This window comes from Nostoc sp. C052, from assembly GCF_013393905.1.
GTDB lineage: Bacteria > Cyanobacteriota > Cyanobacteriia > Cyanobacteriales > Nostocaceae > Nostoc.
Map to the genome: position 1 here is coordinate 4,588,393 of NZ_CP040272.1, position 14,227 is coordinate 4,602,619.

The window sequence follows — 14,227 nt, forward strand, 5'->3', positions numbered from 1 at the left end:
AAATATGGCTCGTTCAACTATCGCCAACCGCCGCGCGATCTTGCTAGATGCAAGTTTGATTTTACGCGACTTCACCACCGCCGTAGCTATCAGTGCTACTACTGCCGAAACTGCGATCAGCAACACGAATGTCGCTGAACTTCTCTACTACAAAGCAGTTATCGATGTTGCTGCTCACACTGGGTATGCAGCTGGAAGCGCACAATGGACAATCACCATTGAAGCCTCCGCCGATAACTCTACTTTTATCCCCGTTGGCACTGTTATCCCCACTGGCATTGCCAATCGCTTCCAAATTCCACTGAGTGGTGAATGGGTAGAGAAAAATCTTCCTGCTGCTAGCTACACCAACATTATTTACGTTCGCGCCAAAGCCACAAAAACTGGCAGCCCTGGCAACTTGAATTATGGAGCATTTTTGACAGCATGAGCGCTCCAGTAACTCTCTACAGTCCAGATGGTAAGCGCACTCGCGAGATTGCGGCGATTGACTCACCTGGATGGATTCAAGCAGGTTGGTCAAAATCTCCTGTCGTGGTAGCAGCTACTCCGGCTGAAGTTGCTTCTTTGCCGGAACCTACTCCGGTTGAAATTGCTTCTTTGCCGGAGCCTACTCCCGCAGCCCAGCCCCAAACAAAATATAAGCGGAATGACATATCAAGAGACGGCGTACCAGAAAACTAACATTGTTGATAGCGACGGCAATGTTATTAACTCTTTTGGTGGTAGTGGCGGGGGTGGTGATGCCTCTGCCACAAATCAACAAAGCCAGATTGATCTAGAAACGGAAATACGCGATCGCTTGCCTTCTGCCTTAATAAATGGCTACTTTCCTGTAATACAGCCTTCATTAGTAATTACTGATATTACTGGAACCGTTTCCAATAGCGGAGATAACACGATCGCGGCAACCCCAGGCGCGGGACTATCAATTCACATCACACGCTTGCTAATTCAAAATCAAACAACGACAGAAACTACAATTATTCTGAAAGATTCAAGTGGTAACAAATTACCAATTCTAGCACCGACAAAGGGCGATGGAATTGCACAGGTTTATTCTGAAAGAAGCGAAATAAAACTGGCACAAAACAGCCCACTAATTTTAAATCTAAGTGGCGCAAACTCTATAAGTTATTCAATCGGGTATTACGTGGGGACTTAAATGGTTAATGTAATTGAAATTCTTAAAAGTGAGTTAGCCAAATCTGAATATACAGCACTCGTTCAATCACAAGATTATCCAGCAATTGCCAGCCTACTGAATAAGAAACCTTTGATCCCTAATCCTGTCGGACAAATAACAGTTGATAAGTTACCGACAATCTTGGAACTATTTGCAGCGATCACACCCGCAGAAGCGATCGAAATATACAAAATACCCGGATTGGTTGCGGATATCAGAGTTGCAGCAGATTCAAAGAATAAGGCTTCATTACAAGCATACTTAGTAATAGTTTCTGGGCTACTAAGTCAACAATCGAAAGATGCAGTTCAGATTTTGCTAAATCAAACACAGCTAGATCCTAATTATCAATCGCAAATTCCAGGACAATCAAAAGCTGAACAATTGGGAGTATACCCCGTATCACCATCACAAGTTCAAGAAGCGCTAAATTAAATGGCTATTTTAGGAAGCGGGCTATTACCTACACGTCTTGGTTTTACAGGCGATCCATTCTTTAGTAATGTAGTATTCGGATGTCACTTTGAAACTTTAACTGATATTAGGGGTCATACGATTACAGGGAGTGCAGTAATTAGTTCTGATCAGAAGTATTTTGGGAATAGTTCACTATTTTGCAATGGATCTCTCTTTTCTTATATAGGAGTAGAAGATCCAGATAATAATTTTTCTGTAGAAACAGACGAAAATTTTACTTTTGATACTTTTGTAAGATTTCCGAGTTTAGGGACAACTAACTATTTCCACCCCTTTATAGAACTTGGAAACCCTTCATCTACAGGTTTTAGAGTTGGCTATTTTAACGCAAGTTCTCCATCAATTGAATTAATTATTGATAATAGCCCATATTATTTTAGCTGGGCACCATCTATTGATACATGGTATTACTTCTCGGTAGAAAGAAGTAGAGGTGCTATCTACTTAAAAGTAGATAGCACCCAAATAGGATCGGATATCATCAATCCTTCTCCTATAGTCGCAACTTTAAACAATTCGATTGGAGCTTCTATTTTAAATATTTCGCAAAGAGCAATTTGTTATTTTGATGACATGAGGCTTACTAAGGCTTATAGAAATATATCAGAAGTTCCGCTAGTAGAGTTTCCTGAGCAATAAGCTATTTCACAGCTTTGATGGCGATCGCAATTGCATCATTTTGGGAGCAACGCTATTCCCAATCCCTCTCATATCAAACGAGTAAGTGCATCTTGATGGCTCATGCCTTTTTGCCGCAATTGCCGATAAGCGAACCGCATATTTTCAGGCACAACACTTTCTAATTTGCGCTCTAGTATCGGTTTAATTGCGCTCAAAATATCGGTTATTTCCCCAGGCACAATTCCGTTGCCCAACATCTTAATGCGCTGAGTTTGAGAAATTGTAATCTCATCCCCTTCTTTGTTGATCCCGATCGCCGTCGAACCAACCTCCCATCCCATTAATTGCTCTGCCTCAGTCGCGTTGATGGGGCGCTCAATGTAGGTTTCGCCCTCATATTCGCGGATTTTGTAAGCTCCAGTTCCAGATTGATGGTTGCCACCAGTGCTTGACAGACTTCGCAGTGTAGGTGCTTCTTCGTGGTAAAGGCGATCGCCCCCAGCAGCACGATAAACAATGGCGTTCCCCTCACCAATAATTTCAGCTAGAGTTTTCAACCCAAGCTTGGGAGTTGTTGCCCGAATATCGCCTGTGCATACCCACAACGAAGATTCGCTCTCGGTTTTGGGGGACGTGTCTATTGCCATTCCTAACTTGCCAATTCCCCACATACCCCACCTCTGCAAACGCATCAAGGATTTTGATGAAGTCTTGCCCCCCTCCACTAGATAAGACTGAATCAACATTTTCCCAGAGTACAAACGGAGGCTGCTTGATTTCCAGGAATCTGATGAACTCAAAAAACAAGCCTGAGCGAGTTCCTTTAATCCCGGTGCGATCGCCTGCAAGGGAGAAATTTTGGCAAGGACTTCCGCCGATGATGATGTCTGGAGTTGGGAGAGTCCTGATAAATTCGTCGCTAATGGTGGTAATGTCTTGCTCGATGAGTAAGACTCCTGGGAATCGCTTGCGGTAGACGGCTGCTGCGTAGAGGTTGTCTTCGATCGCCCACACTGGTCTGTATCCTGCTGCAACTGCGCCTTCTGAGCAGCCCCCTCCACCACAAAAGAGCATTCCTGCTGTAGGTTCTCCCATTGTTTCCAAGCTTCCTCAAATTTTTCAATAGTGTCAAAATCATCTGGATCAGGCGGTTCGTCACCCGCATCATAAAAAATAGTTATCTGCCCATCCTCTTCGATTTGATGTGGCGTTGATCCGAAGTGTGCGGGGTTCCAGGATTCATCCTTAATTTCTTCTAGTAATGGCTGGCTAGATATCTCGTATTTTCCGCCTTTAAGTTTTACTAGAATCCCCGAATTCACGCCCAGTCTTATCGCACTTTTAGCGTAACTAGTTGTGCATCCAAAATGAGCAATTATTTCTTTTTCTGTGGCAGGCTGAGACGACTTGACCAGGTGCTTGCAGAAGCATTGTAAAACGTGCCAATTATCTCTCAAGAAATCTACCAGCACACGAGGATTAAGGTACTTTTCCTTGATTTTGGGTTGAATTTTGAAGCACCTATCACCCCAGGTAATCAGATCGTCTTCATAAGAGCATCGCACGCCGACACTTGACCATTCTTGAGGTGAATCCCAAGGCTCGCCTACCTTAAATTTTGGTTCGAGCTTCCTGAAAAATTTTTCAACAACCTGCCCCTCGATGATTTCACAAACCATCAATAGGTGATGTGGGATAAAAAACTCTTTACCCTCCCACACACCTATTGCCATATCCTGACAAGAGTTTTTGAACTGCCAAGACCAGGGGCATTCCCTCTCGCTAATCCAATCGCCAGGTGCGAGTAGGGCGATATCTTCCGGGGTAGCTGGGCGCTTGGTGAGGCTGGTGAATAATTTTCCGAGGTTGGGCGCAATTGTGGTCATCACTTCGCCTCCACTACTTCTACTTCAAAAGAAGAGAAAGTGGAATCAGTTACCTCAAGCTCCTCATCAAGTTCGTTTCGGTTATAGAGCGCTAGGCAATACTCTCTTACGTCTTCCGTATTATCTGGAATATCAATCTCCGCGTCTCTAGTGATCGTTTCCTCAACTCTAATAATTACTTTCATTGTTTTGGCTCCCACATTGGGCATTGCCGACCAACTCGCTCAAACATCTGCTCAACTTCTACCAAGTACTCGCTCTCAACCTCAATGATTGGTAAAACTTGTTCGCGGATGCCAGTTTCAAAATGACAGCACTCGCCAGAGTAGGAGTACAAACCGCTATCAATTACTGGATGAAATTCTCCCATGAGACAATTGAGACAGGATTTTGCAGTGGTTGTTATCTCCTCAATGGTCTGTTTGTGGTCAACCAGCCAAAGCTCAACCGACAATGCACAACCACCTTCATCATCTCGCTGAATATGAGCGACGTGCTTCACGTCAAAACCCATGAGTTTCGTTTGCCAAAAAAGTGCGCGATGCAATGAAGTACTAGGATCGGTTTCTATAATCAGCAGTGGCTTTTTGGAGCCTCTAATATGGCACTGAATGTGATGATGGTAATCTGGGATCTGTCTATAGGCAAAGCCTTCACAAATCATGATTTTAGCAGGAGTGATCAGGCTGACTTGGGAGCTTATGAGTTCAAGCTGTCTAGCTGAAAAATTCATTCGTAAAGCTCCTCTATCCCAGCTTGAAGTGCCTCTTCTGGATCTGCGTAGCACCCGTGTAAAAGGTCATGCCCAGGAATGCCACTGCCCATTACCCCGCCTGCGATCGCCACCGCATAAGAATAATGATTAACGGTTACGGGATGCGGACACACATTGACTCGCCATTGCCCTCTAGGATTGCCGCTTGATTTGTACCCACACTCCTCAATGATGGGGTTTTTAGAGCAATCATAATCAATGCGCGAGTCTGGAATTTCGTAAATCCCAGTTTGCCCTTTGTAGTCAAAGTGTCTGATGGACTTGGGATTGCTAATTATCCAATCCCAACGAGAATCGCAATCAATACACGTCTCGACTGTCACAATTCCGATAACCTGCCCCAAGGGTAATCGGTTCGCAGGAGGGGTGACGATTCCTGTGTTCTTGAAAAATTTTTCAACATCGAAACTATATGCGGATTTGGCTGCGTGAATTGCTAGCTGGGTAGGGCAATCAATAGGCTCGTAATAGAAAAGGTCTGTGTAATTGGCGTTGAATATAGCCCAGGCTAGAGGGGCTTTGATTGTGATGGCTTTCATGGCTCTCCCATTGGATAATTTTGCATCATGTCTTCAAGTGAAGCTTGGCTTCCATCTGGCAGGTAAGCCCATTTTCCACCTTGCATTGCAAGCACTATTCCTCGCCTTCTTGCCCATTCAAACCAATCGCTCACGTCAGTAGTCACAGCAGTTTTAGCCTTGCTTCCGCTCTTGCAACTATTGATGAATAACCCTGTGGGATTATCGCACCAACCCTCAGCGATCGCCTCTTTGACACGAGCGATCGCACCTGCCACATTACCCCAATATTTCTTAATCACTCCTAAACACGGATCTGGATTAACTCGCAGCCTTTTTAATTCGGTGCAAGTCTCCCTGATTTCCTGTTTTGTGGGTTTTGAATTTGAACTTGCAACAGTCTTATTTTCCGGCGCGGGAAGTAAATCCTCATGAGGATCTATCTCGTCAGTTGAGGAGATTTCTTCATTGTTTTCAACGGAGTGAATAATCTGGGTTTGCTCCCAAGTACTAGTTGCAGTAGCGATTGATTCCCAGTCTGGCTCCTCTTCCTCAACCACTTCCTTTTTTCCCGCAACAGCAGTGTTGTTGTTTTTAAAAAGCTTTAAGTTAGTTTCTAATGTTGGCGGATTATTCGCATTGATAGGCTCATTTTTTGGCCCATCTATGTCAATTTTTTCGCATCGACCGAAAAACAAGATTTTTGGTAGCATATCCAGATACTTCCAGAAGCCCAGTAGTTTTGATAAGATATCCCACTGCGATTTATCAAATTCTATGGGTGGCAACCAGTTAGGATTTAGCCTGTATTTATTGGCTGTATCCTTTGGAAAAAGATTTGCTGGTAATTCATCAACTAGTTTATCTGCTACCAATTCTCTAAGATGTTTGCCAATCGTCTCTCGACAATATCCTAAGATTTTGCCCAGTTCTTCAAGGGTGATTCTTGCCCATTCATGCCCATAAAAATGCTTGCCATCTAACCAAGATAGGATTGCTGCCTTACATTTATGGCGACGATTGAATATCTCAAGGAATTCTTTAAGGATGTTGACTGGGGCGCTGATTTGCCCAAGTGTGAAGGATGCAAAGTTATTCATCGTTCGCTCCCTCTGCCCAGAATCGCGCCAATAATTCTTGTTTTGCATCCTCTATCCTCCAGGTTTCGGAGGGCGTTACCTCACCGATAATTTGCTCCATTTCTTGTCTTTGCTGGAGCTTTGCATCTGCGGAAATCAGTGCAGGATCGATCGCCTCAGACTCTGGATGGAAGCTGAAGTTTTGGTATAGATAGCGAAAATGACGTTTATCTTGTTGTGGTAGTGCCGCCCATGTTCTTGCATCCCATCCTGGCGGGATGAAATCAGATGATGGTGGGAGTATTTTTTGGACTTGGGATTGGAGGCGATCAAAGTTATCTTGTAACTGCTGAATCTGCCGTTGGAGTTGCGGAATTAATTTAGTCGATTGCTTGGCGATCGCTTCACAAGTTAGAAAATATTTTCGGATCTGCTTACCTTCTTCACTCTTCGCCAACATCCCCATTTCTTTGAAGCATTCTACTGTTAAGTAGATATCCTCCCGATGCGTCAAACCTCCGTCTGGAGCCGACTCCACATTACTGTGGAGTCGGTAATCTGTATCTTGATTGAAGTAGCTAATTAGTTTTCTCTTAGCTGAATCTTTGCGGCTGTAGCCCAAAACTTTCCACGCAATCTCAAAATCAACTGGATATTGCTCGGTTGAAAAGTAAAGTTCTTCTGCTGTCTCAAGGGTAAATTTAAATGGTATAATCATATTGCTTTGTGGCTTCGTTTGTAGTGCGTGTTTAATGCTGCGAATGGAGCCTCTTTTTTTGGGTTAAGGTTAACCATTGGTTTGCTCACTCATCAATGCTCTGGCGTACAGAATCGAGTTCACCCTCAATATCATCAAGAGCTTCCTTGATTAATTGATTATCAGATTCCGATTTTTGAAAAGAATCAGTTCTACCAACAAATCTAATTAGTCCGTGCAGCTTGCTGTGTGCCCTTGATAAGGCATAAAAAGCCATTGCATAGTACCAAGGTGAATCAGGTCTGTTGCTCATTTGAATAATGGTTTGCGTTACTTCACTTCAGCCTTCCGTAGGGGCGGAAAGTCAAATTAATTCGCTCAATAAAACACTTGTCATCCTTTGGCAACTGATGAACATAACCCTCTTGACACCCAGGTAGCATGAGCAATAAAGAGCCATGCTCAAGCCAAAAATGAGTGGATTTAGAGCCTTTTATCCTCGGCTTGACGGAAAACTTACGACACGCTCCGAGGCTGATAGAAGCGATCGCCGGACGATACCCCATTGATAGCTCATCGTCAGAATGCCAGCCGATGGAGTCCTGACCATTGCGGTAGCGATTGCCGATCACAATATCAAACTCGTAACCACAGAAAACGGTGATGCGATCGCGTAACTGAAGTAACTCTGGAGTCCAGGACAGCGCCTCAAGACTGACGCTGTTGGAGTACAGATAACTCGCCCCATCTTTGCCATACATGCACTCAAGTCGTGGGACTTGAAGTGGTTTTCCTAGCATTCTGATTTCGTTTTGCTGCCATTGCAAAGCTCTGCAATGAGCTAGGAGGGCTTCGCCTTCACTGCCGTGCAAAAAGCCAGGATAGTACTCAACTGGTAGCGTGCTAATTACCTCGAATAAATTTAACTGCTGCATTATTTCCAGTAGCTCCAATCTCCGAGAACTGAATTCAAGTAGCGACTCATATAAGTTTTTGTGGTTATATTGACAAGCTTGTATTGTCGACCCAGTATCAAGTCAGTCGTGCCAATCAGAATCGGCTTACCTGCAATGATTCTGATGTAATCCGCCGCCGACAATTTAATAGTGCTGAGAGTGTTTTTCATCACGCCGCCTTGTGCGCCAAAGATTTCTCTAGAGCCTTCCAGATGGCTTCTAGATGGGCACCGGTAAGGCTAGGCTCTACTTTGCACATCACCTCATACAGCTGTTTTGAAGTTAGCTTGAGGATCTTGTCTGCCGCTTCTGCCACAGCTATCTCATCACTAGTCAAAGTCACCATCAAGGTTGGTTGCTCTGAGGTGTTGAATCCCTCGTTACGGTCTTTGTCGGGGAGTAACTGCGATGCCTGCGGCGGTGAACTACGCCCTGACAATCCCAACTCTTTCTGCTTCTGTTTCAACTCCTGAGCCACTGATGTGAGTGGTTTCTCTTCGGGCAAGGCTTCCATTTGATTGAAAGCTATTTGATGTCTCTTGTTTTCTGGATCGCCCTCAATGTAGCAGTCCGCAGAAAATGCGCCCCCTGCTGTTCGCACAGTTGCGATCGCACCTTTGTGAGGGCCAGCAATGATTTTCACCTTATCTAAGATTTTGGGTGTCCAACGCTGTTGAGAGGTTTGCTTGGGCGGTGGTTCTGGTTTGATCAACTTATATGCAGCGTCCACGCCTCTGGTACGTGAGAGTATCTGCTTTAGTTGCTGATGCTGTTGATGCCGCACACTTCCTTCGGGAGCGCCAGCAGTTTCATCTAAAACTTTCACGGCAGCTACAGCATGTTCGTAGTTTACGCCACTACCTAATCGCACCAGTCTAGAAACGCGATCGCGGACTGTACCCTCACCAAGTCCGGCTTTCCCCTGTCTAGCCTTGGCTTCCTCGCGCTCAATCTTCTCCCAGAGCAGCCCTTCTCTGACTTTCTGCTCTATCGTCTTCTCCCGCCCAACATTGCCAGCAAGTAGCGCTCTGAATTCTTCCTGTTGATTATTAAAAATTTTGAGTTCAACGGAGAATTCTTTTCTACCCAGCTTGCAACCAACTTTGAAGCAGCTGTTGCCACTCACTATCCTGTATCTGCCGTTTCCGTCTGGAGTGGCAACTAAGGTCTTGATCCAACCTGTTTCGGATATAGCAGCTTCCAGACCACTCAAGTCTTCATTCTCACCGTAAATTGTGGCATTCAAGGGATGAACATAAAGTAGTTCAGTATTTATTAGTAATGGTACTGATAACTCTAGTTTTGGTTGTGCTGCTACTATTGTCGGGACTATGTTCTGTCCTATCTTGATTGCAGCTATTAGGCTATTAATACCTTCAATTAATTCTCCATCTTCAGTGATGGTAATGTCAGGAATCAAACCATCAGCGTTGTAGGCTGATATAACTTTTTGTACCTCAGATTCATCAGCATTTAAGTTACTGGGAACCTTTATCTCACGAGGATCGCAGGGCTTGAAATTATTGAATTTTTGTGCCATAATTAAGTCCTATTAAGTACTTAGTAAAAAAGAATTTTTCGGCGTAACTCGTGAAAGTTACGCTGTTTTTTTTGTCTTTTTTATTTGTCTTTGTTCGGGGGGCATTGATAATCGAAGCTCACATTTTTCAATGTGAAACTGATAGCGGGGGACTTGAGAAGAGGGCGATCGCACATCACGCACTTCATACCCAATTCTTAATAATCCGCTGCGTACCATCTCCCTTAATTGCTCGGTTGTATTCAGCGCCAGCAGGGAGTAGGCGTCTTCAGTGTCATACCACTGCCGATGCGGTTGGGCGTTGACGTTGACCCCTAACATTTCTGCTAACTTTTTTTTGACGAGTTTCTCTACAAGAGCCTCAATCTGGCTTTCGGGGATGAATCTCTCTGTTTGGTATCTTCCTGGTTGCTCCATTGTTGGTAGGTGGTAGATGAGAGAGAGGTTAAGCTAGCTCTCCGGTATCAGTCTTTCCATTTGTTGCTGTTATCTCAATGAATTGTCCGCTAGGAAGCCTGAGTGAGTAAGTTATATTCTCGTATTCAAGCCATTCTTGTACGGCAGCAAGAATGATTCCGGTTAAAGGGATGCCCGTTCTCTGTGATTCAAGCTGTAGTTTTTCATCAATTGCATTAGGTAGTCGTAAACTTCTTGTAGTAGTTTTGCTCATTAGTTTAGTAACTGAACCTCATCAGTCTATTGTTAAGTGTAAACCACGTAGCCGCGTATAGCAATAAAGTGCAAAATCTTTACAGTAGAATTTGCACAAAAAATGGACTTAAAAAAACTGGCGACTATAGTACGTCTTGCTAGGGGGGATAGGAGCCAGGGAAGATTTGCCAGGGATTTGGGCGTAAATCCCGGCACTTTGAGAAATTGGGAGTCGGGTAATAGTGAGCCAGATTTGGATAACTTGAAAGCGATCGCAGATGCAAGCGGTAGAAACTTACTCCAGTTAATTGCCGAAATTACCGGAGCTAAATCAGAAACATTACCAGAAGCTCATACGGCAGAAGATGTAATGGCGATCGCTTCCAAATTAGAAAAGGTCGAGCAGTTCAGGCTTATTCAGCTTTTGGTTGCTCAGATGGCGATTCACGCCGGGATTGAGATGGCGGAGGACTAGCGGCCTGCTCTAAGTAGTAAGCGGCACTTTGCCAGTTGTTAGACTGGTTTTCCGACCAATCCGCCAGGGCCAGAAGAAAATCACGGAATGTAAAGCCCTCAGACTCTAGATCGGAGATCAGGTTAGATGTAAATTCTGAAAGGGCTTTTATCCGCATTTGGGCAAATATCAGTCGAAAACTCTGCATTTTGGGAATAAGTGATGATGGTTCACTCATTGTAATAGCTGTATTATTTACCAAAAAGCCAGAACAAGGATGATTTTTGCTGCTTGATTTTATGATGTTCATTCCTGAAAAATTTGAGTGGATAATGATCCTGAAAAATTTTTCAACAAGTGCGACTAAAGCGATCGCACAATCTTCACTGACTTTTCAGTGTCTTTGCTACAACGCCACCCAGTAACAAAAGACTACAAAGGAAGAAATGTTAACCAGCTAGTATCCAGCATGAATTACCTCAAGCGATTAGTCGGTGTGTTGTTGACAGGAACGATTTCAGTTGTAAGTACCAATGGGCTTGTGCTTGCTGAAGGCGCTGAACAGTTTTTCACTGTTGGAACTGACAGTGATGGCGTTCCGTTTAAGTTAGATACTCAGACTATGGGGAAAAAAGATCGCAAATTCGGGGAGGTTCTCAAGATTTACCAACTGAAAAACGACTTGATGTTTGAGTATATGCTTCATGCTTCGTGTGGTGATGAAAGGTTGTGGACGGTTGGTTATAGAATCTACAACAGTGCTGGCAAGAAGATAAGTGAGGAGAAGGAAGGTGATAAGGAAATTCCTGCTCATGGGGATAGCCCTGGTAGCACAGCAATGAAGTATTACTGTCAAGCTATTAATGCTCGCGGCTGGTAATCTCACTTGATGAAAAATTTTTCATCAAGTGGTTAAACGCGATCGCTTTTTGGGCTTTATGTAGCTGTAGGCTGTTGAAAAAATTACGATGGATTCACACATAACTGAAGAAGCGAAACTTGGTGACGCTCTGGCGATCGCAACACTGATAAATAACTCCTTGAAAGGAAAACGTATTATTGCCAAAGTCGCCAAAAAAGATGACTCCTTGCAAATCGTTCTAGAATCGCCAGAAATGCCAAGCCAAGAGTCGCTAGTTAGCATCATTCGCTCCAGTTTAATGTCGTTAGCCCCTGAATCTATTAATCACGTCAAGATATACGCGCGTCCTTCAGATGGTAGTCCAGTGTTCTGGAGTGAAAAATTTAGCTTAACTAATGCAGAACCCCCAAAAATACCTGATTTTAGTCCAGCAATGAGTGCAGAGGCATCTCAGGAACTCAAAAAAGAGGCTCGGAAAAGAGAAAAAGAGCTTGGCTTGGTATTTTGGGGCTTAATTTTTCTATTTGGCGGATGCACTGTCTACACAGGCGGCTACCCTTGGACTTGTCAGCAAGCTGAAAATGCGGTGCAAGAAGCACAAAAAGATTTAGACGATGCTTTTAGGAAAGCTGAACAGGGAAAATTAGACGATGAGCGTCTGCATGGCTACAATTACATTCTTCTCAATAAACAAGGTGTAAGAGATAGAAAATGTAGTAATTAGAGCTATTTTGGTAATGTGTAAGTCCTGTTTTTTGTCCATAAGTCAGAAGTGCTAGTTCCTGAAAATTTTTCTTCTCTGCTTTCAATTTGTCCTCTATTTAGTTTTCAAGGTTCTGTTACCCAAGGCAGGGGAAACGGCGTCTGAAGAGATCCTGTAGGGCAGTTGTGCCGTAATTGGCTACTGATGGCAGGGCAGCAGCGCACCGTTTTTATCCTCTGAGTGGGTTGGTGCGATCTCCCCGGCAAAGACGCGATCGCACCTGATTGGACAGCAGACATTGGACAAAGGTGACTCTTTGCCTGTGACTGCTGAATGGGAGCGATCAACTAAAGCGATCGCTTAAATTTAATATACTGCATTGCAAAATAAATGCAATGCTTAAGATGGTTGTAAAAAATTAACCCGCCTTGTCTTTTGACGGAGGCGGGTCTTCTTTTAGCATTTTGAGAATGCGATCGCGTTGTAGCCTGAGAGACTGATTTTCCTCTCTCAGGCTCTCTATTTTTTTAATGCTTCTTCTTGAGCTTCTCTGAAGCTCTCTTCTAGCTCCTGTCTTAGCTGCTGTATCTCTAATCTCATCTCCTGTCTTATCTCCTCGATTTTGCTGTTTTCTTCTTTGGTATCAGGGTCAAGCCCTAAAACTCTTGTCAATAATTCGTTGATTACCTGAGAGGATGTTTTGCCGGAATTTTTAGCTAGTTTTTTGATTTCCGACAGAATATCTTCACTGGTACGGAAAGTCATCTGTTCAGTTAGTCTCATCGTTTGCATTGCATTATATCTGGCTTGATTATAGCGCTACTCCTAGCTTTCCGAAAACATGCAATGCAATTAGTTGACTTTTGCACTGCAATTGCCTTACACTAAATACAGACACCAAAAAGCGCCACCCTCCCGCGAAGAAAAATGGCGCTAATTGGAACCTTAGAAATGACGGATCACAACAAGGATTTAAACCATCATGACACAACCAATTCACTCTCGTAGCAACCTTGAAAAATTTTCCATCAATGAATTGAGGGCAGAGTGCGACAAGCTTTCAATACCCCGCCGCCGCAGCCGTGAAGATTGCATTATCGATATTCTGGCAGCACAGCCCCAGGTAGTTGCCCAAGCTGAATTCGTTGCACATATTGAGGAACAAGCAGACGTTATTGCTCCTGATTTGCAACGTATGAAGAATAACCATCAAGGCTATCAAGATGCCACCAATCGGCTAGAAATGCAGTCCAATGACCCTTGTTATCGCAGTGGATACGATCGCGGTTTACGAGATATTTCACCACTTCCACAAGACTCGCCTGAATCAGTTGCCATAGCATTTGAAAAGATTGGCCAGACCATACGCGGCGGTGTGTGGGAGGCGATCGTTGATGATATCCAAATCCTAATCATTGGAGTCAGTGGCGGCTACAAATCCAATCTCACGGGTGTGCGACTGATGGAAGATTTTGGAGCAATGATTAAAGAGACAATAGTAGCTGTTGCGAAGATACAAGAAAAGCAAAAGTTGGAGTCGGCAGTACGTTCCCCACGCGCCCAAGCAATCACTGTGCTTGAACAGCAGGGCGACGAATTTGTGGTGGAGAACTCTACCAACCAAAACCGCTACACTGTCCGCCCAAAGCATCCAGATCCAAACTCGCGGTGTGAGTGCGCTGATTGTCATCATCGAGGAACAAAGTGCAAGCACCAGATAGCAGTAGAAAATTTTTTAGAACAACGGTTAGTTGCAGCTTAGTTATTTGTTGTGCGATGCCCATGATTGGATGTCGCACCGTCTCACCTTATAAACTATCCA

Annotated in this window: 24 protein-coding genes; 9 read left to right on the forward strand and 15 right to left on the reverse strand. The window is 44.1% G+C overall.

Features of this window, described 5'->3' with window-relative positions:
• Positions 1-4 precede the first annotated feature (4 nt).
• The 5 genes from FD723_RS18845 to FD723_RS18865 are packed head-to-tail and all read left to right on the forward strand — an operon-like array spanning position 5 to position 2,302.
• On the forward strand, positions 5-430 hold the full coding sequence (locus FD723_RS18845; protein ID WP_179066696.1) for a hypothetical protein: 426 nt from the start codon (positions 5-7) through the stop codon (positions 428-430).
• Positions 427-684 (forward strand): hypothetical protein, encoded by a 258-nt coding sequence (locus tag FD723_RS18850; RefSeq protein ID WP_179066697.1) that lies wholly within the window; start codon positions 427-429, stop codon positions 682-684. Before FD723_RS18845 ends, FD723_RS18850 begins: the two co-directional genes overlap by 4 nt.
• Positions 650-1,165: a hypothetical protein gene (locus FD723_RS18855; protein WP_179066698.1), complete on the forward strand. Its 516-nt coding sequence runs from the start codon at positions 650-652 to the stop codon at positions 1,163-1,165. The genes FD723_RS18850 and FD723_RS18855 overlap by 35 nt, the downstream gene beginning before the upstream one ends.
• Entirely contained in the window at positions 1,166-1,621 is a 456-nt protein-coding gene (locus tag FD723_RS18860) for a hypothetical protein (RefSeq protein ID WP_179066699.1), read from the forward strand.
• Positions 1,622-2,302: a hypothetical protein gene (locus FD723_RS18865; RefSeq protein ID WP_179066700.1), complete on the forward strand. Its 681-nt coding sequence runs from the start codon at positions 1,622-1,624 to the stop codon at positions 2,300-2,302.
• Between the two features lie 68 nt (positions 2,303-2,370).
• On the opposite strand, the gene FD723_RS44160 is transcribed toward FD723_RS18865, so the two are convergent.
• The 12 genes from FD723_RS44160 to FD723_RS18925 all read right to left on the reverse strand — a co-directional run bounded on the left by FD723_RS44160 (position 2,371) and on the right by FD723_RS18925 (position 10,405).
• Positions 2,371-2,841, reverse strand: a complete 471-nt coding sequence (locus tag FD723_RS44160) for a hypothetical protein (RefSeq protein ID WP_179066701.1) — start codon at positions 2,839-2,841, stop codon at positions 2,371-2,373.
• Positions 2,825-3,379: a DNA cytosine methyltransferase gene (locus FD723_RS44165; RefSeq protein WP_179066702.1), complete on the reverse strand. Its 555-nt coding sequence runs from the start codon at positions 3,377-3,379 to the stop codon at positions 2,825-2,827. Before FD723_RS44165 ends, FD723_RS44160 begins: the two co-directional genes overlap by 17 nt.
• A 790-nt stretch (positions 3,380-4,169) precedes the next feature.
• Positions 4,170-4,355, reverse strand: a complete 186-nt coding sequence (locus FD723_RS18880) for a hypothetical protein (protein WP_179066703.1) — start codon at positions 4,353-4,355, stop codon at positions 4,170-4,172.
• Complete coding sequence (locus FD723_RS18885) at positions 4,352-4,903, reverse strand: hypothetical protein (RefSeq protein ID WP_179066704.1); 552 nt, start codon at positions 4,901-4,903, stop codon at positions 4,352-4,354. The genes FD723_RS18880 and FD723_RS18885 overlap by 4 nt, the downstream gene beginning before the upstream one ends.
• Complete coding sequence (locus FD723_RS18890) at positions 4,900-5,484, reverse strand: hypothetical protein (RefSeq protein ID WP_179066705.1); 585 nt, start codon at positions 5,482-5,484, stop codon at positions 4,900-4,902. The genes FD723_RS18885 and FD723_RS18890 overlap by 4 nt, the downstream gene beginning before the upstream one ends.
• Positions 5,481-6,563, reverse strand: coding sequence for a hypothetical protein (locus FD723_RS18895; protein ID WP_179063517.1), 1,083 nt, complete (start codon positions 6,561-6,563; stop codon positions 5,481-5,483). Before FD723_RS18895 ends, FD723_RS18890 begins: the two co-directional genes overlap by 4 nt.
• A complete protein-coding gene (locus tag FD723_RS18900) occupies positions 6,556-7,260 on the reverse strand; it encodes a hypothetical protein (RefSeq protein ID WP_179066706.1) in 705 nt (234 codons plus the stop codon). The genes FD723_RS18895 and FD723_RS18900 overlap by 8 nt, the downstream gene beginning before the upstream one ends.
• Before the next feature lie 85 nt (positions 7,261-7,345).
• On the reverse strand, positions 7,346-7,552 hold the full coding sequence (locus tag FD723_RS18905; RefSeq protein WP_179066707.1) for a hypothetical protein: 207 nt from the start codon (positions 7,550-7,552) through the stop codon (positions 7,346-7,348).
• A gap of 22 nt (positions 7,553-7,574) precedes the next feature.
• Positions 7,575-8,174 carry an alpha-ketoglutarate-dependent dioxygenase AlkB gene (locus FD723_RS18910; RefSeq protein ID WP_179066708.1) on the reverse strand — a complete coding sequence of 200 codons (600 nt, stop codon included), beginning with the start codon at positions 8,172-8,174 and terminating at the stop codon, positions 7,575-7,577.
• Positions 8,175-8,364: 190 nt separating this feature from the next.
• Complete coding sequence (locus FD723_RS18915) at positions 8,365-9,735, reverse strand: hypothetical protein (protein ID WP_179066709.1); 1,371 nt, start codon at positions 9,733-9,735, stop codon at positions 8,365-8,367.
• Between the two features lie 57 nt (positions 9,736-9,792).
• Positions 9,793-10,152 carry a hypothetical protein gene (locus FD723_RS18920; protein WP_179066710.1) on the reverse strand — a complete coding sequence of 120 codons (360 nt, stop codon included), beginning with the start codon at positions 10,150-10,152 and terminating at the stop codon, positions 9,793-9,795.
• Between the two features lie 28 nt (positions 10,153-10,180).
• A complete protein-coding gene (locus FD723_RS18925; RefSeq protein ID WP_179066711.1) occupies positions 10,181-10,405 on the reverse strand; it encodes a hypothetical protein in 225 nt (74 codons plus the stop codon).
• A gap of 102 nt (positions 10,406-10,507) precedes the next feature.
• On the opposite strand from FD723_RS18925, the gene FD723_RS18930 reads away from it, so the two are divergent.
• Positions 10,508-10,861, forward strand: coding sequence for a helix-turn-helix domain-containing protein (locus FD723_RS18930; RefSeq protein ID WP_179066712.1), 354 nt, complete (start codon positions 10,508-10,510; stop codon positions 10,859-10,861).
• Here the strand turns inward: FD723_RS18930 and FD723_RS18935 are convergent.
• Positions 10,800-11,150: a hypothetical protein gene (locus FD723_RS18935; protein WP_179066713.1), complete on the reverse strand. Its 351-nt coding sequence runs from the start codon at positions 11,148-11,150 to the stop codon at positions 10,800-10,802. The genes FD723_RS18930 and FD723_RS18935 overlap by 62 nt on opposite strands.
• Before the next feature lie 87 nt (positions 11,151-11,237).
• Here FD723_RS18935 and FD723_RS18940 point away from each other — a divergent pair, with 87 nt between their 5' ends.
• Together FD723_RS18940 and FD723_RS18945 are read left to right on the forward strand one after the other, a co-directional pair.
• Positions 11,238-11,720 (forward strand): hypothetical protein, encoded by a 483-nt coding sequence (locus FD723_RS18940; protein WP_179066714.1) that lies wholly within the window; start codon positions 11,238-11,240, stop codon positions 11,718-11,720.
• Between the two features lie 88 nt (positions 11,721-11,808).
• On the forward strand, positions 11,809-12,426 hold the full coding sequence (locus tag FD723_RS18945; RefSeq protein WP_179066715.1) for a hypothetical protein: 618 nt from the start codon (positions 11,809-11,811) through the stop codon (positions 12,424-12,426).
• 104 nt (positions 12,427-12,530) lie between these two features.
• Here the strand turns inward: FD723_RS18945 and FD723_RS18950 are convergent, their stop codons facing one another.
• Positions 12,531-12,704, reverse strand: coding sequence for a hypothetical protein (locus tag FD723_RS18950; RefSeq protein ID WP_179066716.1), 174 nt, complete (start codon positions 12,702-12,704; stop codon positions 12,531-12,533).
• Between the two features lie 220 nt (positions 12,705-12,924).
• Entirely contained in the window at positions 12,925-13,197 is a 273-nt protein-coding gene (locus tag FD723_RS18955) for a hypothetical protein (protein ID WP_179066717.1), read from the reverse strand.
• 190 nt (positions 13,198-13,387) lie between these two features.
• Here FD723_RS18955 and FD723_RS18960 point away from each other — a divergent pair, with 190 nt between their 5' ends.
• Positions 13,388-14,167, forward strand: a complete 780-nt coding sequence (locus FD723_RS18960; RefSeq protein ID WP_179066718.1) for a hypothetical protein — start codon at positions 13,388-13,390, stop codon at positions 14,165-14,167.
• Positions 14,168-14,227 lie beyond the last annotated feature (60 nt).